Source organism: Arthrobacter sp. MDT1-48-3, from assembly GCF_054511015.1.
Genome location: NZ_JBTNDL010000002.1, coordinates 417964 through 438285 on the forward strand (window position 1 = coordinate 417964; position 20322 = coordinate 438285).

Genomic DNA, 20322 nt, shown 5'->3' on the forward strand with positions numbered 1-20322 from the left:
ACCCCGACAGCTACCCCTGGACGGTTGTGTCCCCGTCGAGGGTGGAATGCGTCCACCGGCCCCCGAGCATGGTCGCCGACACGGCGAAGTCCCGCAGCTGGTGGTCGTCGGCGCGGAGCGGGTCCAGTTCGGTGACCACGAGGTCTGCTACCGACCCCGGCCGCAGCATCGTACGCCCGTCGGTGGACGCGGCGAGTGCCACCGACGACAGCACGCGCTGCTCGGGGTGCCACGGTGACCGCCCGTCCCGTGCTCGGGACACGGCGGCGGCCATCGACACCCACGGGTCCAGCTGCGCGACCGGCGCGTCCGAGCCGAGCCTGACCTCCGCGCCCGCTGCCACCAGGCTCCCGAAGGCGAAGGCCCGGTGCGTGCGCCCCGGCCAGTAACGGTCCGCGACGTCGCGATCGTCCATCGCGTGCTCCGGCTGGACGCTGGCAGTGACGCCGAGGCGCGCGAAGCGTCCGAAGTCGGCCTCGTCGACGAGCTGGGCATGCTCGATGCTTCCGCCGCAGCCCACCTCCTCGAACGCGTCGAGGGCGAGGGAGTTCGCCGCGTCCCCGATGGCGTGGACCGCCGGGACGAGGCCTGCCGACGACGCACGGCGGAGGTAGTCGACGAGGTCGCTCCCGCCCACGGTGGAGATCCCGCGCTCTTCGGCTGTGTTCTCGAGTCCGGGGTACGGGTCGTGGCAGAACGCGGTGCGGGTGTTCAGCGAACCGTCGGTGATGACCTTGAACGGGCCCATCGTCACCAGGCCCTCCGTACTCTCGATGACGTCCCCGGTGCGCAGGCCCCTCGCGATGACGGTGTCGAGATCGTGCGGGTACACGCCGGCCCGGACCCGCATACCCCGGATGCCACCGGCCACACGGTGGGCCCACCGGTCGAGGGAGAGGGTCATCTCGAGGTCCACGATGCCCACGACGCCCCGGGCGGCCGCGGCATCGACCGCCTCCCCCACCCAGCTGTCGAGGTGCTCGTCGGGCACCGAGCTGATGCGGGCGTTGACGTCGAAGGCGGCCTGTTCGCGCAGCAGACCCGTGGGGTGGTCGGCGTGCCCGTGGAGGGCGAGGGCCCTGGTGTTGAGCCATGCCGCGTGCAGGTCCTTGCTGACGAGCACGACGGGCACGTCGGGCCCGACGGCGTCGAGCAGTTCCCGCGTCGGGGCGTCCGGCCACAGTCCGTCCTGGAAGCCGTAGCCGATCAGGGGCTGTCCGGCCGCCGGTGGCACCGAGCCCAGGCGTCCGGCGACCAGCGCCGCGGCGCCGGAGGCCGATGTCGCCGGGGACAGGTCGAGGCGCTGGCGCATAAGCGCCCACTGGCCCATGTGCACGTGCGAATCCCAGAGACCCGGTGACACCCACCGTCCGCCGAGATCCACCGTCCGGGCCGAACCGGGTTCCAGGCCCTCGCCCACAGCAGTGACGATCCCGTCCTCGACGAGGAGGTCCACCGGTTCACCGGGCGTCCCGACCAGGCGCGCGGAGCGGAGAAGGACGCCACCCACGGAGCTGTTCATCCGTGCCACGTACGCCGCATCTCGCGGGCGAGGGCCGGGTTCGCGTAGTGCTCGCCGTGCTCGAGCTCGTCCACGATCCGTTCCACCACGGCGGGAGCCTTGTCCTGGCTGAGCTTGAGTCGCGCGTCGAAGCGGGTCACGCGCAGGCGGATCCCCACCGTTCCCCGGGCGACGCGACGTGATCCCTCGGGGTCCAGGGCCAGAGCGCTGGGCTCCGGCATCACGCCCTCGAAGGTGTCGACCAGCTTCCCGAGCACTCGGAAGTTCTCCTCGTCGGAGAGGATCTCCGGCTTCCCGTACAGGTGCGCTGTGACGTGGTTCCAGGTCGGGATGATCTGGTCCGCGGGGTACCAGCCGGGTGAGATGTAGCCGTGCGGGCCCTGGATGATCACCAGCACCTCGTGGTTCCCGAGGTCGTGCAGCTGCTCGTCGGGGCGCCCCACATGACTGATGATGCTGATGCTGTCATCGGACGTCTCCTCGAGCATCACCGGATAGTGCGAGGCCACGAGTCCGCCGGCCGGTGAGGACACGATCGTCGCCCAGGCATTCTCGCGGACGAGTCGCTTGACCTCGCCGACGTCGGACAGGACGAAGTGTGGCGTGTGGCGCATGCTCGTCACTCTGCCACACCGGCATCCCGCCGGGCTGTGGCTCCACACCTCACGCCAGTACGACCACGCCCGCATTCGCCTCACCCACAACACCCCGCAGTTGCTCTCCACGTGGGCTCGACGAGCCGCGAGGAGAACCTGAGGGAACTGCTCTCCTTCAGCCAGGACTACACGCCGCTGCCGCAGGACATCGTTGACGAACTCTTCGTCCTGCGGCGCCGCTGGTCGGACGAGACGGACACCGATGCGGAGCTTTGCAGCAGGGAGGGCTTGGCGCTGAACAACGACGGCGGGGCAGCCACCTGAGGTGACTGCCCCGCCGTCATTCGTTCCGGCGAGAGTTGCTAGCTGTCGCAACCGATCCCGTCGCCGTCGCGGTCGAATTTCGGCTGGAAGCCGGGTGAGCCGGCGGCGATCGGTGCGGCACCTGCAGCACGGACTGCATCGCAGTTCTGGTAGTAGGGCGCGGGAGCCGGAGCTACCGGTGCGGGTGCAACGGGCGCAGGTGCCGGTGCCACCGGGGCGGGCGCCGGCGCCGGGACAACGGGCGCGGGGGCAGGAGCCATGGGAGGGGCAACGGGCTCCGGCACGACGGGTGCCGGCGCCTCGGTTTCGGCGGGCGTCACCGGCGGTGCCACGGAGGGTGCCATCTGGTTGGTCGGCGCGAGGATGCCGTTGCAGTCGGACAGGATGCGCGCCATGGCGTCGTGTTCGGCCTGTGTCACCCACAGGGCATACGTCGCCTTGACCGACACCTGCCGTGCCACGTACTCGCAGCGGTAGCCCTTGTTCGGCGGCAGCCAGGTGGCGGCGTCGCCCGCACCCTTCTGCTGATTGGTGGGTCCGTCCGTGGACTGAAGGTTGAGCGGGTCGTTCGCGAAGGCGACGCGCTGGTCGAACGTGAGCTGCTGCGCGCCCTTCTGCCAGGCGTCGGAGAGGGCGACGACGTGGTCGATCTGCACCTTGGTGCTCGTCGCCTGTCCGCGCAGGAACGAGATGGTGGAGGCCGTGTACGGATCGTCCAGGACGCCCGACTGCACCTTGCAGGGCACGGAGTTCGCGTGGACGATCTCCGTCAGGTCCCTGTTCAGCATGTCGTTGCGGGTATCGCAGCCGTTGTGGTCGACGTCGAGCCAGGCCTGCCCGAACTGCTCGCGGTCGTACCCGGTGTTCGGCGCGCGTCCCTTGATCGGCAGCGTTTCCAGGACGGCGAGCGCCGTGGTGTCGAAGGCCGGCTGGTCCGACGGCGCCCGGGGCGTGCCGGTGGCGTCGGGGACGGTGTCCGGGTCGAGCGGGGCGACGTCCGACGACGTCGCGCTGGGAGTGGGTGACGGCGTCGGCGTGGCAGACGGCGTCGCTGTGGCGGAGGGCCGGCTCGTGCTCGGCTCCTCGGTAGGTTCGGCCTGCTCGGCCTCCTCCGTGGCCTGATCGGTCACCTGTTCGGCGACGGCTGTCGGGACCGTGTCGGACGCGGGCGCGATGGCACCACCGATGAGGAGCGCGACGACGGCTGCACCTGCGGTGATTGCTCCGGCCTTGCGCCCGGCGAGGCGTGCCCACGACGGGCGGTTGGTGAGCAGCGTGTAGAGGCCCGTGAAGAAGGCGAACGACGCCGCCATCATGAGCGCTCCGCCGATACCGCCGGTGATGAGCCCGATGACCACGAGGATCAGTGCAAGTCCGGCGAGGATAGCGGTGGAGGTCCGTATCTCCAGCTTGATCGTGGACGACGAGGTCGACGACGGCGTGCGGGCAGGCGGACGGAATGGCGATTTGATGAGATGCTCCCCAGCGTTGATGCGATGTCTTGGGGCAGCGTACCCGCGGTTCTGCGAAATGATGAACATATCAGCATTGGCTGCTCATTCATCGTCCCTCGGCTTTGGATTGGCTCAGTTTCCGCTCAGGACTGGAGCCGATTCGCGCTTCCCTTCCCGATCCGGGATCAGGAGCATCGGCCTGTGCTAGAACTTCTCTGTCACCTGCTTCGCTGAGACCCGTCCGAAGGCGCCCACGCCGGCCCGGTTGATGGTCCGCATCAGCTGACACTCCAATCCCTGCGGTGTCGGGTGAGTCCATCGAGCCACCACCGCCCAGCTCTCGTATTCGTACCCGTAGAAGAAGACCGATGAACCCTGCTCGTTTTCACCGCCTCGCACCGGCGACCCTCCTGACCGCGGCGGTTCTCGCCTCGACCCTGACAGCCTGCACCGACCCTGCGTCGTCAGGTGAGGCAGCATCCGACTACCAGCCGGGCACTGTCGTGCGGGTGGTCGACGGCGATACCCTCGTCATCAATTTCGACGGCGAGGACCAGACCGTACGCCTGCTGAACGTGGACACGCCCGAGACGAAGCACCCCGACAAGCCCGTCGAATGCCTCGGCCCGGAGGCCACCCAGAAGCTCGAATCGCTGACGCCGCCAGGAACGAAGGTTGCGCTGGATTTCGATATCGAGCGAACGGACAAGTACGACCGCGTGTTGGCTGCCGTCTTCATCGAGGACCAGACCCTGGTCAACGCGGAACTCGCGCGGGTGGGCTTGGGCGTCCCGGTTCTCATCGAGCCGAACAGGAAGTACTACGACGAGGTGCAAGCGGCCTACGACGAGGCCACAGCACAGGGCGCCGGGTTGCTGGACGTCGCGGAAGGCTGCACCCTTCCGGCTGAGGTGACCGATGCCGTGGAGACTCTCGCCGCGGCGACCGAGGCTCCTGTCGGCGAGACAGGGGCAGCTGTCGCTGCAACCGCTGCCGGAATCCTCGCCGCCCTGACGACAGCGAAGGCCGCACGGGAAGCCCTCGAGGCGGGCAAGGACACCGTCCGGGTTCTCGCGGTCGGAGCCGATCGCACGGCAGCAATGGTGAGCGACCTCGACTCCCAGATCGCCGAGGGCGAGCGGTCACTGGCCGCTGCTGACACCAAAGCCACAGCACTCAAGGAAGCCGAAGCCGCCGCGCAGGTTGCAGCAGCTGAAGCAGAAGCCGCCAGGGCCGCAGAAGCAGCACGGGTCGAGGCCGAACGGCTTCAGGCGGAAGCAGCGGAGGCCGCCCGTATCGAGGCCGAGCGGGTCCAGGCGGAAGCCAATGCTCGTGCCGAGGCCGACCGACTGGCCGCCGAAGCGGCAGCAGCCGCTGAGCAGGAGCGCATCCGGAACCTCCCGCCCGCACCCGAGCCCTATGTCCCGCCTGCGCAGCAGTATGTTCCTCCTGCTCCCCCTGCGGCTCAGAATCCCTACCCCGGCTACAACGGTCCTCGGTGCTACGCACCGGGTGGCAAGAGCTGGCGACCCTGCTGAACGTGCAGGCCATCGAGCCAACAGCTCATCGACGCGGCGACCGCTCCGTGGTCCCGAGCTCCTCTTCTGGGGGAACTACTGATGAATGCCGTCGATTAACTTCCTGAGCAGTAGGTCGCTCCGCACCAGGAGCTGCGCTGCATCACACCAGGAGGATCGGTCATGACGAGCAGCTTCGCGCCGGCCGCCGTCGGCGAATCGACGGTGACCGGTGAACTCACGTCCCTCGTCCCCCAGCTGTCCGCTGGCACGGGCTACCCATGACCGGCACCGTCGCGCGTGTCGGTCAGCGGCGCCCGATTCAGGTGCTTGTGGGCGTCCTGATCCTCGCCGTGCTCGGCTCTGCGCTCGTGTTCCTGGGGCCGACTTTCCTCAGCAATTTGTCCACCGAAGGCGGGTCGCTTCTCACCCGTCCGGAGTGCGTGGTGCGCACTCCGGACGGAGAGATCGGGCTCAGCCGGGATGAGGCGAAACGAGCCACGACGGAAGTAGCGCTGGGGGCCCGTGGCGTAGAGCCCACAGAAAGCTCGAGCCTCGACGAAGCCGCGATTCAGGCCCTGACTGACGGTCCAGCAAGCGACGCCGGGCCGGTCCTGACCTGTAAGGGCTCCGTAGATTCGGAACTCCGAGTGGAGGAGCTGACCCCGTCGGGCCTGACTCCGCGCGCCGAGCAGGTGCGGACGGCTATGGCTGAGGTGTTCGGCGACCAGAGCCTCGGCGGTTTCGAGCCCGGCGGTGTCGGTTCCGGGCACGGCGGGGCATCGACCCACTATGACGGGCGGGCCATCGACATCTTCTTCCGACCCGTGACCGAGGAGAACCGGCGGGAGGGGTGGGTACTCGCTCATTGGCTGGTTGCTCACGCCGAGGATCTGAACATCCAGTACGTCATCTTCGACGACCAGTTCTGGAGCGCACGCCTGGCCAGGGGCGGGTGGCATCCCTACGACGCTCCTGCACCGGCCAACGAGATTCTGCGCCACCTCGACCACGTGCACGTGGACGTGCTGGGCGGCTGAATCGCTGCACCCAATGACAGCGTGCGTTCGTCGGACTACCTAACCAAAACACCCGACTGAACAGTAACCAGATCACGTAACGACCCCGTGCAGCCATATCAACTGAGTTGGAGGCCAAGCTCTAGGAGTCCTATGCGCCTCAATCGACCTAGGCGTGGCTTCCAAATTTTTCGTCCTATGGGAGCATCTCGCAATATCACTTACCCCCAACAAAAGTCGTTGATTGCGATCTGACCTCCTGCTGGTAGCGTAATTGTGCAGCTAGCCTCCCCAAGCAGGATGGAAATTCCATGAGCACCAACACAGGCTCTTCTTTCAACGGCGAGTACTCGATGAGCGCATACGACGAGCAGGTTTGGGACACGCTCAACGGGCATTGGCAGCGCCGCAATAATCGCCGTGGTCTTCCGAATTGGGCAAGCACCGCACTAGATCGCAGCAGTCAGGTCGCGGGCAACGCAATCAGTCGTATCGCAGACTCTGTACCAGACGCGGTCCGTGAACCTATCAATCGCGCCGGCGAAGCGGTCGCTGATAAGGCTGGTCGACCCGTGGCCGAAGCTGCAATAGCCTTACTTGAATTGGTCAACAACTGGGCGGTTGAACTGAATGACCCGAAAACCGTCGAGAAGCTCGCACGCAAACGGGGCATTACGCTCAAATCATTTTCTGAGCTGCGCCAGCAGGATTTGAAGGTTTGTGATCGCTTGCTGACCCGTCACACTCTGAGGTGGCGCACCGCTGGTGCACTCGAAGGCGGAGCGATGGCCCTCCTCGCCCTAGTGCCTGTTGCTGGCATTCCAGTCGCCATGACAGCGGACATCCTCGTCATTCAGGTCCTAAGCACCTCCATTGCTACTCGCATCGCGTACTCCTATGGATATGATGCGAAAGATCCCGAAGAGCAGCTCTTCATCCAGCGGCTGGTGCGCCGATCGTTCATTGCGCAGGCATCTAAAGCTGAACCGTTGCATAAAGTCGCACAGGCAGCGGGTGCGGCCAAAGGACGCGTAAATTGGTCGTCCAAACTTCGAACAGATCATCGACTTTTAGCCGTTCTTGAGGAACTGATGCAGCAGCTTGGTCCCAAAGGCGCCAGAGTCCCAGTTCGAAACGTCGCCAAGGTTGTTCCATTCGTAGGGATCCTCATTGGAGCTGGAACGAATTCTGTAATTCTAGGAAATGTGGCGGCTGATGCTCAAAGGTACTGCCAAACGCGGTTCCTGTGCGACCGGTATGGACTGCCGTTGCCCGCGGCACTGGTGTCCGAGCCCGAAGACGATCCTGACATTGCATGAGTAATTGCTGCTCAAGTTTCGGGTGCGTGGCGGCTAACGACACACGCCACCGCTCAGCCTTGAACGTGCGCTTGGGCTTCAACAAGCTGCAGATTCGTGAAGGCGCGCTCGGCGACGGTGCTGGGCACAGGGCCACCGCACGCCGATGGCAGGTTGCCTTCGCTCTTGCAGCCGTATTTCGCGTTGCCGAAGCTGCGATTTAAAGGGACTACGACAGGGAGACAAGTTGTCTTACGGGCGGGTTGATTCGCTTCTTACGATAGTGTCCGCCGAGACAGGTGGGGGACCGGTCTTGCCTATCCTCGCAGGTAGGTCCGTCATTCAATTCGGCGACCTTTTAGCCGCTTTGTTTTGCAATCGATTGCCTTGAAGCGTTTTATTTGCTGCTCCTGAGCCACATGGTGTACTGCTGAGCCCCCCCTCGTCATCGCACCTCGCGCATTCTCGAGGCGATCCGTTGCGAAGCCAGGGTGTCCGCAGGCGGATAGTCGGGTAATGCAAGCTGTCGTCATGAAGAAACAATTCGGGCATGCGCCCGCTACTCCTCACAGAAGCTCAGCGTTCGTTCGCCGAGAAATCCTCAAGTCCGCGCTACACTGAGGCCAAATACGTCCATCCCACTCCAGCGCCGGACACGCAAACCAATGAATTGGCCTTTGGGCCACTTGAACGCCGAAAGGGCACCGATGATCGCAAAGCTTTTTAAGAACATCGCGTTCATGGTGGTTGGCCTCGTTGTGGCACTGGCCGGGCTTGGTATAGCCAACCTAAACGGATTCAGCCTATTTCAGGGGAACCAGACGAACCGGAGCCAGCCAGCTCTGCTGACATCAGTCAAGGACATCAGCCAGTACCACGCCTCGGTAGGCACCTTCCAACAGGTACTTCAGGTTGAGGACGACGTCCCGTGGGTGCCCGATATCATCGCGGGACGGGAGACGACCTTCATCGCGGTGGGCACCGTCAACGCCTATGTGGATCTGTCGGGCATCACAGAGCAAGACTTGATTCTGTCTCCGGATGGCAAGTCCGCGAAGCTGCGGCTGCCAGAGCCGCAGCTCGACAAGCCCAACTTGGACCAGAAGCTGACCTCCGTAGCCGACGAGGACCGCGGCGCGTTGGATCGTATAGCCGACGCAATCGAATTGCCCGAACAGTCGCGGTACTACCAGGACGCCGAAGCGAAGATAGCGGCCGCGGCGGAGGAGTCAGGGCTTCGGGCGCAGGCCGCCGATAATACCGAGGCCATGCTTACCAGTATGTTCGGGTCACTCGGGATTGACGTAACCTTCCTCGACCGAGCCGCCAGCTAGGGCTTATCTCCAATGCCCAGAGCCGGTTATGGCTCTGACGGCGGCTGCCGGTGAGCGAGGGCAAGATTGTCATAGCGAGTGGAGAGTATCCGCCGCCCGATGCGCAATGCCCCCGGGCCCTGGGTGCCGCAGAGTGCTGCCCAACCATTGTCGAGAGCGGGGTCGAAGCCTATGATCCTCCCGGGGAGGAGCTTGGTCTCGACCAATTCCATGAGGGGCAATCCCATGACCGACTTCTTCACCATGAGACCGGGCGAGACTGCAGCGCCCGTGCCGCCAGGGCCCATTCTCTGCAACGGATCGGCGAGCATGCGACGCGTCCACCGCTTCTTCCTGTGGGCATACGACGAGGCGCCCGGTCTGGTGCGATCAGTCGAACCAGGCGACACCGACCGCGCCGCCTACGTCGGCGAAGTACTGGGGAACTTCGACAAGGTGCTCCATGTGCATCATGAGGGCGAGGACCTTCTCATGTACCCGCGGCTGGCGGAAAGAGCACCGGGGTGCGCGTTGCACATAGAGCTGATGCTCGAGCACCACAGGCAGGTCACCCAACGGCTCGAGAGCATCGAGCCCGTTCGCTTGCGCTGGATGGAGACGGCCGAAGTAGGCGTGAGAACGGACCTTGCTGATAGGTACGAGGAACTCTCGACCGTCCTCCAGGTGCACCTGCGCCGTGAGGTCACCGAAGTGATGCCCGCTGTGGACAGGGTGATGACCGAGAAGGAGGGGAAGGAGATCGGGAAGCACGGGGTGGAGACGTTCGACAAGAAGTTCCTGGTCGGATACCTGGGGATGGTGCTGGCCACGAATCCGCCCGGCGAGCGCGAGGAGTTCTTCAAGGAAATCCCGCCGCCGGTCCGTCTCGTCTACCGCCTCGTAGGGCGCAGGCTCTATCGGAAGCAGTACGCCACGCTCTTCCCAGGACGTGTCATTCCCGACACGCTGTGAACCACGGTGAAGGGTGCAGGCCCGGATAAAAGCACCAACCACCCGAGGAGTGCAGCGTGCCGAGCAAAAAGTCCAGAACCTTCGTGGACAGGACCGATGCCGGACGGCGGTTGGGGCAAAGGCTGGCAGGACTACGGGGTCAGGACGTGGTGGTGCTCGGTCTGCCCCGTGGCGGTGTTCCGGTTGCCTTCGAGGTGGCGGAAGCCCTCGGTGCGCCACTGGATGTGATCGTGGTGCGGAAGCTGGGGGTTCCCTTCCGGCCAGAGGTTGCCATGGGTGCCATTGGGGAGGGCGGCACCCAGGTCCTCGATGCGCACGTCCTCTCGCAGGCCCAGGTCACGGAAGAGGACCTGCAAACGCTCGAGAGGAAAGAACGCCAACTCATGGAGGAGCGCCGGACCCGGTACCGGCAGGGAAGAATACGGACAGATGTCCACGGGCGAATCGTCGTCGTCGTGGACGACGGCATGGCCACCGGCTCCACTGCGCGCGTAGCGTGCCAGGTGGCCAAGCAACTCGGCGCGGCACGGGTGGTCTTGGCGGTACCAGTCGCGCCGGCATCGACTGTGGCCTCGTTCATGGAGGCGGACGAAATCGTGAGCCTGGTTTCACCGCGGAGGTTCGAGGCCGTGGGCAGCTACTACAACGACTTCTCAGCCACCGAGGACGACGAAGTGGTCACGCTGCTCGACGCCGCGGCCCGCTCACGGACTGGTCCCGACGGTGGTTGTCCTGATCCGCGGGAGGGGCAGTAGCAGGCCGAAGCCACCGACAACCGGGCCGGCCTGAACACACACAATCAGGCTCAGGCCTCCGGGCTTGTCAGACGGTAAGCCTCTGCGTCCACGGAACGTGCCGGATGGGTGGGGTACCCCGCCGCGATCTGACGCTTGACCTGCTCGAGCTCGTCCTTGAGCGAATCGACAGTGGCACAATACTTCGTAAATTCAGCCTTCCGACGTCGAGCCTTGGCGAAGCTGACACACGCGGCGAGGATGACCAGGGGAAATGACATCAGCAAGGCCCAGCCGGACGCAGCAAGGAAGTCCAGCGCTACGGGGAGGGCCTGCTGGAACGCCCGGAAGTCGTTCACCCCGCCGACTACTCCTTCCAGTGCGGAGTCCAGTGGCACCAGGAACTCCCCCACCATCGGTGTCTCGGAGAGCGACGGAGCACTCAGGGGTGCATTTCCTTCCGGCGACCACCTCGGCTCACTGAAGTGGTTCAGCACGTAGATCCCAGCAGCCGCATTGAGTGCGGCGAAGAGCAGAACGGCACCGACCGCGATCCAGTGGAAACTGCGCCGAAGCAGGCCACCCGCCACCAGCACGACGACGGCAGGTGCTATCCAGGTGAAGATGTGCAGGGCGCCGAGGCTCATGCCGCCGAGTGGATCCAAGGAGTGCCCCCATAGAGATGATTCGATGTTCGCTCCAACCGGCAGACCCTGGGAGCTCGCCGTCAGGCTACATCTTTTCATCGGTCGTGATGGTCAACGACACCTCGGATGCCTGCTGAAGAACGGCGGGCCGCCCACCGAGAGGTGACCGGCCCGCCGTCGTACGCCGTGAATCTAGAACACGCGAATGGGAATCTCCGCCGGGTCCATGAGCAGCGACTCGATCTCGTCGTCGAGCCTCACCAGGGTGATGGACGCGCCGGCCATGTCCAGGGAGGTGCAGTACTCCCCCACATAGCTGCGGCCCACGCTGATGCCCTGCTCCGCGAGGCGCTTGTGCGCCTGCCCGTACAGCAGGTACAGCTCGCTGATCGGGGTGCCGCCGAGGCCGTTGATCATGAGCGCGACGCGGTCGCCCTCCTTGAACGGCAGATCCTTCACCACAGGGCCGAGCATCTCCTCGACGATCTCGTTGGCCGGCATCATCTTCCCCCGATGACGGCCTGGTTCACCATGGATGCCCACGCCGATCTCGATCTCGTCCTCGCCGAGTTCGAACAGCGGGCTGCCCTTGGCCGGCGGCGTACACGCTGTGAGCGCGACGCCCATGGTGCGGGTCACCGAGTTCACCTTCTCGCCGATGCGGATGATCTCGCCGAGGTCGGCTCCCCGCTCGGACGCGGCGGCCACGGCCTTGATGACGAAGAAGTTGCCCGCCACCCCGCGCCGCCCGATCGTGTACGTGGAGTCCTCCACGGAGACGTCGTCGTTGATGAACAGCGTCTTCACCTCGATGCCGTCCGCCGAGGACATCTCCTCGGCCATCTCGAACACCATCTTGTCGCCCGTGTAGTTGTTCACCAGCAGGAGGACGCCCTTGGGCGACGCCATGAGCTTGGTGGTCTCGTACACGTAGTCGAACGGCGGGGCCGCGAACACGTCGCCCGGGCATGCGGCGTCGAGCATGCCCTTGCCCACGATCATCACGTGGGCCGGCTCGTGCCCGGAACCCGAGCCCTGGATGATGGACACCTTGCTCTCGTCCGGGCCGTCGGCGCGCATGATCAGGTTGTACTCCGGCACGTACTTCAGGGTGTCCGGATTGGCGAGCGCCAGGCCCTCGAGCATCTCCGGGACGAACTGCTGCGGATCATTGACGAACTTCTTCATGGGGGCTCCACATCGTTGTGAGTTGGGACGGGTTGAAGGAAGAGTCAGGGCCAGTCGGCCACGATGCGCTCGATGATGACGGCGACGGCCACCGCACCGGCGTCGGGCGAGCCGATGCTGCGTTCCCCGCTGTAGCTGGCGCGGCCGCGCTTCGCCTGCATGCTCGACGTCGCGTCCGCGCACTCGCGCACCTTCGCGGCGAACGCCGTCCGGCACTCCTCCGGCGAGGCGCCCGCGGCGAGCTGGCGTTCGAGCTCGTCGGTCGCGGGGATGAGGGCGTCGAGCAGCGTCTTGTCGCCGAGGTCGGCGTTGCCGCGCTTCTTGATGCCGTCGGTGGCACCGCGGAGCATGGCGACGACGGCGGCCCCGTCGATCGTCTCGGTGGTCTTCGCGGCAGCGGAGGCGCGCAGGAACGCCGTCCCCCACAGCGGCCCCGAGGTGCCGCCGATCCTGCTGGAGATGGCGAGCGCGATCTGCTGCAGGAACGTGGCGACGTCGTCGCGCTTGAACGAGTCCCAGTCCGCCAGCACCTTCTCGAAGCCGCGGGCGAGGGAGTAGCCGAGGTCGCCGTCGCCCACTACGGAGTCGAGATCGCCGAATTCCTTTTCCTTCTCGACGGCGGTCTGTGCCAGGGAGTGGACGACGTGTTCGACGTCGGCGAGTTTGGTGGTGCTCATGGGATCTCCGTTCCGGTGGACGATGCGTGGGAGGCGGACGGCGCCATGGAAGAAGCGTCGAGCAGGGCCTGCAGGGTGGCGAGGGTGACGACGCCGCGGACCCCGACGCCGTGCGGATCCTCGAGCACCTCGGCCTGTTCACTGTCCGGGTCTCCGAGTGAGCTGACCACGAGCGCCGCGCCGGTGAAGTCCTCCTCGCGGGTGAAGCCACTGACAGTCACCACGGTGGCTAGGCCGGCTCCGACGGCGGCACGCAACCCGTTCCCGCTGTCCTCGACGACGATCGCCTCCTGCGGTGAAACGCCGAGTTCCCGCAGAGCGAGCAGGTAGATGTCCGGTGCCGGCTTCTTGGCCGGCACGATGTCGCCGGCGAACACAGCGAAGTGCGCGGCCAGGTCATCCCCGACCGCGTGCGTCAGGACCGCGCGGACCGCGGGTTCCGCGGAGGTCGAGGCGACGGCGAGTGTCCACCCGGCGTCGTGCGCTTCCCGCACGATGCGGGCGATACCTGGTCGCGCCGGCATGACACCGCTCTCGACGAGCCCCTTGTAGACCTCGGTCTTCCGCTTGTGCCAGGAGAGGATCGCGGCGTCGGTGGAGGAGTCGTCGTTCAGGCTGAGCTCGGCGACCAGCGCAGGGGTCAGGATGCTCCGCATGCGCTCCTTGCCGCCGCCGATCTTTACCTTCTCGGCGTACTCGTCGACGCTCCACTGCACGGGCACGCCAAAGTCGGAGAAGGTCTGGTTGAACGCGGGGAGGTGGCCGTACTGCTCGGTGTCGGCGAGCACGCCGTCGCAGTCGAAGATGAGGGCCGGCATGGTCAGCGGCCGCCCTTGCCCGCGCTGCCGAACTGCTTGCAGAGGTCCGTCACGAGGGCGACGACGTCGGCCCGGGTGTGCTTGAACAGCGACGGCGGGTCCCACTTGCTGTTCTGCTCGGCCTGCTTGAGGAACGCCAGGCTGGACTGCATGTACGTCTCCTTGAGCGCCGTGGAGATATTGACCTTCGCGCAGCCGCGGGCGATGAGGTCGGCGAACTGCTCGGCGCTCAGGCCGCTGCCGCCGTGCAGGGCGATGGGGACGTTGCGTGCCTCGACGATCTGCGTGACGCGTCCGGCGTCGAGCACGGGAGCTGCCTTGTAGCTGCCGTGGGCGTTGCCGATCGAGGGGGCGAAGACGTCGATCCCGGTGGCGTCGATGAACGCGAGCGCCACCTCGAGGCTCTGCTGCTTGGAGACGTCGTCGGACCCGTGGTCGTCCTCGACGCCGGTGATCGCCTCGATCTCGCCCTCCACCTGGGCGCCGTAACTGCGGGCCTCCGCGACGACCTCGACGGTCTGTCGCTGGTTCTCCTCGACCGGGAGGTTGGACGCATCGAAGAGTACGGAGTTCCAGCCGGCCTTCAGGCATTCGGTGACCACGTCGCGGTCCGGGCAGTGGTCCAGGTGCAGGGTGACGGGCACCTCGATTCCGCGCGTCATGGACTGCCACATGTCGAACAGCACGCGGGAGCCGATGCTGCGCACGGTCTTCACCGAGGTCTGCAGGATCACCGGCGAGTTCGCCTCCACGGCGCCGGCGAGCACGCCCTCCATGGTCAGGTCATTGAAGATATTGATGGCAGGCACCCCGTAGCGTGCCTCGAATGCCGGGTCGACGATGTCCTTCAGCGGTACAACGGCCATGGTGATTCCTCCTGGTCAGGCTGACCCCCACGCTAGGTGGGCGACGCCGCGCTGGGTATGGGGGTTCTCCCGCCCTCCCCCTGGGGGTAATCACCACCTCGTCAGCGGCGGATGCGCGTGGTTGAGTGGGCTGCGGCTGCCCGGCCACCCACTTCGACGACGAAGGACCCCCATGACTCCCGGATCAGTACTCGAAACCATCACGTCCAAAGAGGCCCGCCTCGTCATCGATGCCGCGGCGGCGAAGGCCGAGGAGATCGGTCAGCCCATGGACATCGCCGTGGTCGACGCCGGCGGGAACCTGAAGGCGCACGTGCGGATGGACGGCGCGAACATCGGCAGCATCAGCATCGCCATCAACAAGGCCTACACGTCCATCGCGTTCCAGTGCGAGACCGGCGATCTGCAGGGCGTCACCCGCCCCGACGGTCCGATCTACGGGCTGAGCGATGCGCATGGCGGACGGCTCGTCGTGTTCCCCGGTGGCATCCCGCTGGTGCGCGACGGCAGCATCGTCGGCGCTATCGGCGTCTCCACCGGCACCATCGAGCAGGACCAGGAAGTCGCCTCCGCCGGCGCCGCCGCCTACCTGGAGTTCGCGATCGCCTGACCCTGGTGCTGTGATTCTGGTCTGCCACTCACTTCGGCACAGGCTCCGTCACCTAATAGGCTCCAAACATTAGCGATTCCACAACCCGCCGGGATGACTATCTATCAACTGAACCTCCAGCTTGAGGGCCTCAGCCCGAGAGGGGACCGTCTGCCATCGAACTTCTAGTCCGGCGTGATCAATGGCCGAGCGGGCTGCCAAGGTCGCACGCAAGGGACGACCCTCGAGAGCCTCTTCCAAGCGGGCCTTGAGCCAAACCGGGTCGGCTAGCGCTCTATCCAGCGCGTGCTCACCAAGACCAGATGTTGCTCCACGCCCGCGAGCATAAATGGCTAGTCTTCCCCGGACTCCACTCCCTTTGCGCTCACCGGCCATCCCGATGTAGATCGGGGGCCTGGTTGGCTCATTTGCCACTCGGAACATGTAGACGCCAGGGAATCGGGGAGCCAGCTTCAACGCCAGCTCGAAAGGTACCCAGTCGGACCATACCCAATGCTCCGTAGATTCATCCCGAGCATTGGCTATGGGTTCCGGCCGCAAGGGCTCCGCGGGCGTTGCTTCTTTCGGGTGCGGAGGTGCCGCACTCGCTGCTTCCTGGGGTTGCTGGGCCCCTTGGCGGTAGTCCGTCACAAGTTGCGTCACATACCAGGGCGCGAGATACCACCGCCCATTTTTTTGATTAGGAATCTGAATCGCTCCAACGGGCCGTTCCGCCCGCAAGCGATTGCGCAATTCTAAACCTGTGACGCCAATGGCGGCGGCCGCTTCATTGGCTGTGACGCTGTACTCATCCATTGACTGTTCCTTTATTGCTCGGGCTCCTGCGCTCGACACAACTGTCGAAAACACTGTACAGCCCACTGCCGGTCCTCCGACGCTTATTCGGCGAGAAGCCACGCGTTCAGCCACCGGGATGGCGTAATTGAAGGGGGCGGTCTTCCGAAGCATCACATTCGCGTGCTTATTGACGGTCTTTACGGAGATGGCGATCTGCTTCTCGGCCAACCATTTGGATAGCGGGTCGCACCACCTATCTACGGGCTGAGCGATGCGCATGGCGGACGCCTCGTGGTGTTCCCCGGTGGCATCCCGCTGGTGCGCGACGGCAGCATCGTGGGCGCCATCGGCGTCTCCACCGGCACCATCGAGCAGGACCAGGAAGTCGCCTCCGCCGGCGCAGCCGCCTATCTGGAGTTCGCGATCGCCTGACCCCGGTGCTGCAGGGTTAGCGCGCTAGAACCGGTCGTCCTCACGTGTCGTGCCGGACTCGGCGATCCGCTTGATGGCGGCGAGCGTCTTCGGGATACCGTCAAGCGCCTGCCGGGTCCGATCGATGATCTGCGCGGGTGCATCATCCCCGAACTTCTCCTGGAACATGGCGATGCCGCCCGGCAGGAAATCCCAGGATTCCGTCAGAGTGGTCCCGGTGCCGGCCGGCGCCAGCGTGTAGCCCCAGCGCACTCTGTCGCCGCCGACCACCCAGGCGAACTCGCGGCCGCGTTCTGCGGCCACGACCTGCGAGCGGGTCTCCCAGGTGCGATGCGGAAGCTCATTGCGCCCTGTGAACCAGGCACCGACCTGGCCTGCACTCTTGTCGTCCTCCCACCAGCACCGCGTACACACCGGGCTCCACTCGCCGGTGCGGGTGATGTCGGAGACCAGATCGTAGACGCTTTCCGCCGAAGCGGTGACCGTGACGGACTCCTGGTGGTGGCGGATCTCTGTCTGGCTCATGCGCCCATTCTCACAGAAGAATCCTTCCGACCTGCGGGGATCGGCTGCAGCGATTCGTGCCCGCATAGACTGGGTTTTCGCGCCGGCTACGGAGGGTCCCACATGTTGAATACCGAACGAACCGGCACCGGAAAGCCACTCGTCCTCGTACATGGGCTCGGCTCGAGCGTCCGCACCTGGGATCCCGTCCTCCCCCTGCTGCAGGAACAGCGCGAGGTCATCACCATCGACCTCCCCGGATTCGGCGGCAGCGAGCCGCTCGCGGGTGAGGTGACCGTCGCGACCCTCACGGACGCCGTCGGGCAGTTCCTCTCGCAGGAAGATCTGCGCGACGCGGATATCGTCGGCAGCTCGATGGGTGCGCGGATCGTGGTCGAGCTGGCGCGGCGGGGTCACGCCGGCAATGTCGTCGCCCTCGATCCCGGAGGATTCTGGAACGACACTCAGGTGCGCATCTTCAACGGCAGCATCACCGCGTCCATTGCGCTGGTGCGGCGCCTTCAGCCCGTCCTGCCGTCACTCGTCCAGCAGGCTGCGGGCCGGACGGCGCTGCTCGCCCAGTTCTCCGTGGCCCCCTGGAAGCTCGACCCGGACCTCGTCCTGACGGAGCTCCGCGGGTTTGCCACCTCGCCCAGTCTCGACGAAGCGCGTATGTCACTCGCGCACGGGCCGCGCCAGGCAGGCGCGCCCCAGGGGACGATCAAGGGCACGCTGGCGTTCGGCTGGGGCCGGTCGGACAGGGTCACCCCGCTCAGTGAGGCCGCCGTCGCCATGTCTCTCTATCCGGACGCCACCCTGCACGTCTTCGAGGACTGCGGGCACTTCCCGCACTGGGACCAGCCGCAGGAGACAGCCCGGTTCATCCTCGACGCCACCGCCGCTGGGTCTTCGTAACTATCCTCTGAGCCGCACATTCGGCAAGCGTGCTGGTGGCGCCTCAGTACGTTGGCTGAGGACGGGCTCCGGGGCCTATCTGGAGTTCGCGATTGCCTGACCCTGGTGCTGCAGGCCCACCAGCATGGTGCGGTTACGTGCGCCGGTCTTCCGCAGCATGGCGCTCACGTGTTTCTCGACCGTCTTCACCGAGATGGCGAGCCGCGTGGCGATCTGCTTGTCCGCCAGCCCCTCGGCCAAGAGGTCCCGCACCTCGAGTTCGCGGGCCGTCAGCGATATCGCCTCGCCTGTGTCCGCCGCGCGACTCTCCGTGAGCCGCGTGAACATCGCCCCGTCCAGCAGGGCATCGCCGCGGGCGGCCGCGACGACGACGCGCGCCACCTCCGCGGGCGTGGAAGAAAGTGAAAGGAAGCCCCGCACGCCCGACGACGCGGCGGCCGCCAGCAGTTCGTCCGCGAAATGGTCAACGACGGCGACCACCGGCCGCTCAACGGTGTCCGAGTTCATCACTCGGGCCTCGGCGTACCGGGACAGGAGGTGCTCGTCGAGGACGATCATGTCCGGCTGCAGCAGGGACACCGACTCGGTGAGGTCCTCGAGCGTCCCGAACTCGCCGAGGACCTGCACCGACGGCTCGGACGTCTCGAGCAGCCGGACGAGCCCGGCGCGGAGAAGGGGCTGGGTGCAGGCGACGAGGACCTTCCACCGTTCGCGGGAGGCGTCGCCGTTCGAGGAGTACGGCACCTGCGCCCGGATGCTCGTCCCCCAACCCAGTGTCGACTCCACGTGGAGTTCGCCCCGGAGGTAGTGGGCCCGCGCTGCCATGCCGTGCAGACCGAGCCGACTGCCCTTCAGATCCGTGCTCTCCCGGCCCTCGAACCCGCGGCCGTTGTCCTCGACGACGGCTGTGATGCCGGTGGTGTCGTAGAAGATACCCACCCGGCACGCGGTGGCAGAGGCATGCGCCACCGCGTTGGCCACGGCCTCCTGGATGATCATGAAGAGCTGATGGGCGACGACGGGCGCCAGCTCGTGACGATTGCCGGTCACGAGAAGCGTCACGTCCATCGGATCGTTGGCGCTCACCCGGTCGAGTTCGTGACGGACCGCCTCCTCGAGCGAGCGGTCCGCCAGGCTGGAGGGACCGAGTCCCAGCACGGTGCGGCGGGTCTCGAAGAGCGCCTCGTGGGCGAGCACCCTGGCGGAGTCGATGTGCTGGGTGGAGGGCGACCCGCCCGGTGTCGCCTTGTCCGCCCGGTCGAGGTGCAGCAGGAGCGAGCCGAGGGACCGGCCAATGGTCTCGTGCACCTCCTGAACGGCACGCTCTCGTTCGCCCGCGACGGCAGCCTCGCGTTCCTTTGCGGCGGCGGCTTGGTGGAGCCGGGAGTTCATGATGGCGATCGCGGCGTGGTTGGCGAAGAGTTCCACGAGGGAGGCGTCGGCGGGGGTGAAGACCCGCCCGGGACCGTCACTGAAGATGGCGAACGTGCCGATGATGGTGCCGGCCCAGGAGATGGGGACGCCGATGACGGCGCTCCCCCAGCGAGGGTCCGCCGGGTCAATGTGGCCGTTGGGCACGGACGCATAGTGGTCGAGAATGACCGTTCCGCGTGTGGCGACGATCTGACCGGTCAGACCCTCGGTCAAGGGGAAGGTCTGGCCCTGGTGGCAGCCGACGCCCTGGTCCACTTCCTTGCGGTAGTACCCCGCGGCTTCATGGACTATCGAGATGGAGCCGCTTCCGCAGCCGAGGAGTGCGACGGCGTGCCCGAGGACGCGCTCGAGGAGCGGCACCAATTCGAACTGGCCGGCGAGGTCCCCGGCGAGTTGAGTGATGCGGTCGAGCTGGGAGGGCGGAGGGTTCTGCTGGTTCTGGGTGATGCTCGGCGTGGGAAGCTGCTGCATGTACGGCACCTGTCTCCTGCAACCCGGCGCGACGCTGCGCACGGGCCTTCAGGATAGCGAACCGGTTATGAGCTTCAACCGGCTACGACTGCGTCCTCTACCGTTCGGGACCGTTCATGGGTCCGCAATGCGTTATCGAGCTAAGTCGGGTTTCTGAAGCTACTGAATCTACGGCACCTGTCTCCTGCGGCCGGGCGCGACGCTGGGCTCGGGGTGCAGGATACCGGGCCGCCG

General features: G+C 65.9%; 20 protein-coding genes. 10 read left to right on the forward strand and 10 right to left on the reverse strand.

What is annotated here, in order from left to right; translation table 11 throughout:
- Window positions 1-10: 10 nt before the first annotated feature.
- Both ACX80L_RS06840 and ACX80L_RS06845 read right to left on the reverse strand, forming a co-directional pair.
- Complete coding sequence (locus ACX80L_RS06840; protein WP_459288542.1) at window positions 11-1522, reverse strand: amidohydrolase; 1512 nt, start codon at window positions 1520-1522, stop codon at window positions 11-13.
- Window positions 1519-2136, reverse strand: a complete 618-nt coding sequence (locus ACX80L_RS06845) for an FMN-binding negative transcriptional regulator (RefSeq protein ID WP_459288544.1) — start codon at window positions 2134-2136, stop codon at window positions 1519-1521. Before ACX80L_RS06845 ends, ACX80L_RS06840 begins: the two co-directional genes overlap by 4 nt.
- A gap of 111 nt (window positions 2137-2247) precedes the next feature.
- Between ACX80L_RS06845 and ACX80L_RS06850 the strand changes: the two genes are divergently transcribed.
- The gene (locus ACX80L_RS06850; RefSeq protein WP_459288545.1) at window positions 2248-2442 is read left to right on the forward strand and encodes a hypothetical protein; all 195 of its coding nucleotides are present in this window, start codon (window positions 2248-2250) and stop codon (window positions 2440-2442) included.
- Between the two features lie 38 nt (window positions 2443-2480).
- Here ACX80L_RS06850 and ACX80L_RS06855 read toward each other — a convergent pair whose 3' ends face one another.
- Entirely contained in the window at window positions 2481-3983 is a 1503-nt protein-coding gene (locus ACX80L_RS06855) for a GmrSD restriction endonuclease domain-containing protein (protein WP_459288547.1), read from the reverse strand.
- Window positions 3984-4264: 281 nt separating this feature from the next.
- Between ACX80L_RS06855 and ACX80L_RS06860 the strand changes: the two genes are divergently transcribed.
- From ACX80L_RS06860 to ACX80L_RS06885, 6 genes are all read left to right on the forward strand, one after another.
- Window positions 4265-5434: a thermonuclease family protein gene (locus tag ACX80L_RS06860; RefSeq protein ID WP_459288549.1), complete on the forward strand. Its 1170-nt coding sequence runs from the start codon at window positions 4265-4267 to the stop codon at window positions 5432-5434.
- Window positions 5435-5694: 260 nt separating this feature from the next.
- Complete coding sequence (locus tag ACX80L_RS06865; RefSeq protein WP_459288551.1) at window positions 5695-6453, forward strand: hypothetical protein; 759 nt, start codon at window positions 5695-5697, stop codon at window positions 6451-6453.
- 290 nt (window positions 6454-6743) lie between these two features.
- The gene (locus ACX80L_RS06870; RefSeq protein WP_459288553.1) at window positions 6744-7751 is read left to right on the forward strand and encodes an EcsC family protein; all 1008 of its coding nucleotides are present in this window, start codon (window positions 6744-6746) and stop codon (window positions 7749-7751) included.
- Window positions 7752-8437: 686 nt separating this feature from the next.
- The gene (locus tag ACX80L_RS06875) at window positions 8438-9064 is read left to right on the forward strand and encodes a DUF4230 domain-containing protein (protein WP_459288555.1); all 627 of its coding nucleotides are present in this window, start codon (window positions 8438-8440) and stop codon (window positions 9062-9064) included.
- A gap of 225 nt (window positions 9065-9289) precedes the next feature.
- Window positions 9290-10015: a hemerythrin domain-containing protein gene (locus ACX80L_RS06880; protein ID WP_459288557.1), complete on the forward strand. Its 726-nt coding sequence runs from the start codon at window positions 9290-9292 to the stop codon at window positions 10013-10015.
- A gap of 56 nt (window positions 10016-10071) precedes the next feature.
- On the forward strand, window positions 10072-10770 hold the full coding sequence (locus tag ACX80L_RS06885; RefSeq protein ID WP_459288559.1) for a phosphoribosyltransferase: 699 nt from the start codon (window positions 10072-10074) through the stop codon (window positions 10768-10770).
- Between the two features lie 50 nt (window positions 10771-10820).
- Here the strand turns inward: ACX80L_RS06885 and ACX80L_RS06890 are convergent, their stop codons facing one another.
- The 5 genes from ACX80L_RS06890 to ACX80L_RS06910 form a co-directional block, all read right to left on the reverse strand.
- Window positions 10821-11396 carry a hypothetical protein gene (locus tag ACX80L_RS06890; protein WP_459288561.1) on the reverse strand — a complete coding sequence of 192 codons (576 nt, stop codon included), beginning with the start codon at window positions 11394-11396 and terminating at the stop codon, window positions 10821-10823.
- 192 nt (window positions 11397-11588) lie between these two features.
- Complete coding sequence (dhaK, locus tag ACX80L_RS06895) at window positions 11589-12584, reverse strand: dihydroxyacetone kinase subunit DhaK (RefSeq protein WP_459288563.1); 996 nt, start codon at window positions 12582-12584, stop codon at window positions 11589-11591.
- A gap of 44 nt (window positions 12585-12628) precedes the next feature.
- On the reverse strand, window positions 12629-13261 hold the full coding sequence (dhaL, locus tag ACX80L_RS06900; protein WP_459288565.1) for a dihydroxyacetone kinase subunit DhaL: 633 nt from the start codon (window positions 13259-13261) through the stop codon (window positions 12629-12631).
- Window positions 13258-14079 (reverse strand): HAD-IA family hydrolase, encoded by an 822-nt coding sequence (locus tag ACX80L_RS06905; protein ID WP_459288567.1) that lies wholly within the window; start codon window positions 14077-14079, stop codon window positions 13258-13260. Before ACX80L_RS06905 ends, dhaL begins: the two co-directional genes overlap by 4 nt.
- A 2-nt stretch (window positions 14080-14081) precedes the next feature.
- Window positions 14082-14945 (reverse strand): class II fructose-bisphosphate aldolase, encoded by an 864-nt coding sequence (locus tag ACX80L_RS06910; protein WP_459288569.1) that lies wholly within the window; start codon window positions 14943-14945, stop codon window positions 14082-14084.
- A gap of 172 nt (window positions 14946-15117) precedes the next feature.
- Between ACX80L_RS06910 and ACX80L_RS06915 the strand changes: the two genes are divergently transcribed.
- Window positions 15118-15555 carry a GlcG/HbpS family heme-binding protein gene (locus tag ACX80L_RS06915; RefSeq protein WP_459288571.1) on the forward strand — a complete coding sequence of 146 codons (438 nt, stop codon included), beginning with the start codon at window positions 15118-15120 and terminating at the stop codon, window positions 15553-15555.
- Between the two features lie 1041 nt (window positions 15556-16596).
- Window positions 16597-16764: a heme-binding protein gene (locus tag ACX80L_RS06920; RefSeq protein ID WP_459288812.1), complete on the forward strand. Its 168-nt coding sequence runs from the start codon at window positions 16597-16599 to the stop codon at window positions 16762-16764.
- Between the two features lie 24 nt (window positions 16765-16788).
- On the opposite strand, the gene ACX80L_RS06925 is transcribed toward ACX80L_RS06920, so the two are convergent.
- The gene (locus ACX80L_RS06925) at window positions 16789-17289 is read right to left on the reverse strand and encodes an SRPBCC family protein (RefSeq protein ID WP_459288573.1); all 501 of its coding nucleotides are present in this window, start codon (window positions 17287-17289) and stop codon (window positions 16789-16791) included.
- Window positions 17290-17391: 102 nt separating this feature from the next.
- Between ACX80L_RS06925 and ACX80L_RS06930 the strand changes: the two genes are divergently transcribed.
- Window positions 17392-18183 carry an alpha/beta fold hydrolase gene (locus ACX80L_RS06930; RefSeq protein ID WP_459288575.1) on the forward strand — a complete coding sequence of 264 codons (792 nt, stop codon included), beginning with the start codon at window positions 17392-17394 and terminating at the stop codon, window positions 18181-18183.
- A gap of 75 nt (window positions 18184-18258) precedes the next feature.
- Here the strand turns inward: ACX80L_RS06930 and ACX80L_RS06935 are convergent, their stop codons facing one another.
- Complete coding sequence (locus tag ACX80L_RS06935) at window positions 18259-20088, reverse strand: hybrid sensor histidine kinase/response regulator transcription factor (RefSeq protein ID WP_459288577.1); 1830 nt, start codon at window positions 20086-20088, stop codon at window positions 18259-18261.
- Window positions 20089-20322: the final 234 nt, after the last annotated feature.

What these genes read in the sequence shown, in the direction of transcription:
- ACX80L_RS06840 (WP_459288542.1), bottom strand. Translation starts at nt 1,522, where the DNA reads ATGAACAGCTCCGTGGGTGGCGTCCTTCTCCGCTCCGCGCGCCTGGTC.
- ACX80L_RS06845 (WP_459288544.1), bottom strand. Translation starts at nt 2,136, where the DNA reads ATGCGCCACACGCCACACTTCGTCCTGTCCGACGTCGGCGAGGTCAAG.
- ACX80L_RS06855 (WP_459288547.1), bottom strand. Translation starts at nt 3,983, where the DNA reads ATGTTCATCATTTCGCAGAACCGCGGGTACGCTGCCCCAAGACATCGC.
- ACX80L_RS06860 (WP_459288549.1), top strand. Translation starts at nt 4,265, where the DNA reads ATGAACCCTGCTCGTTTTCACCGCCTCGCACCGGCGACCCTCCTGACC.
- ACX80L_RS06865 (WP_459288551.1), top strand. Translation starts at nt 5,695, where the DNA reads ATGACCGGCACCGTCGCGCGTGTCGGTCAGCGGCGCCCGATTCAGGTG.
- ACX80L_RS06870 (WP_459288553.1), top strand. Translation starts at nt 6,744, where the DNA reads ATGAGCACCAACACAGGCTCTTCTTTCAACGGCGAGTACTCGATGAGC.
- ACX80L_RS06875 (WP_459288555.1), top strand. Translation starts at nt 8,438, where the DNA reads ATGATCGCAAAGCTTTTTAAGAACATCGCGTTCATGGTGGTTGGCCTC.
- ACX80L_RS06880 (WP_459288557.1), top strand. Translation starts at nt 9,290, where the DNA reads ATGACCGACTTCTTCACCATGAGACCGGGCGAGACTGCAGCGCCCGTG.
- ACX80L_RS06890 (WP_459288561.1), bottom strand. Translation starts at nt 11,396, where the DNA reads ATGAGCCTCGGCGCCCTGCACATCTTCACCTGGATAGCACCTGCCGTC.
- dhaK (WP_459288563.1), bottom strand. Translation starts at nt 12,584, where the DNA reads ATGAAGAAGTTCGTCAATGATCCGCAGCAGTTCGTCCCGGAGATGCTC.
- dhaL (WP_459288565.1), bottom strand. Translation starts at nt 13,261, where the DNA reads ATGAGCACCACCAAACTCGCCGACGTCGAACACGTCGTCCACTCCCTG.
- ACX80L_RS06905 (WP_459288567.1), bottom strand. Translation starts at nt 14,079, where the DNA reads ATGCCGGCCCTCATCTTCGACTGCGACGGCGTGCTCGCCGACACCGAG.
- ACX80L_RS06910 (WP_459288569.1), bottom strand. Translation starts at nt 14,945, where the DNA reads ATGGCCGTTGTACCGCTGAAGGACATCGTCGACCCGGCATTCGAGGCA.
- ACX80L_RS06915 (WP_459288571.1), top strand. Translation starts at nt 15,118, where the DNA reads ATGACTCCCGGATCAGTACTCGAAACCATCACGTCCAAAGAGGCCCGC.
- ACX80L_RS06925 (WP_459288573.1), bottom strand. Translation starts at nt 17,289, where the DNA reads ATGAGCCAGACAGAGATCCGCCACCACCAGGAGTCCGTCACGGTCACC.
- ACX80L_RS06930 (WP_459288575.1), top strand. Translation starts at nt 17,392, where the DNA reads ATGTTGAATACCGAACGAACCGGCACCGGAAAGCCACTCGTCCTCGTA.
- ACX80L_RS06935 (WP_459288577.1), bottom strand. Translation starts at nt 20,088, where the DNA reads ATGCAGCAGCTTCCCACGCCGAGCATCACCCAGAACCAGCAGAACCCT.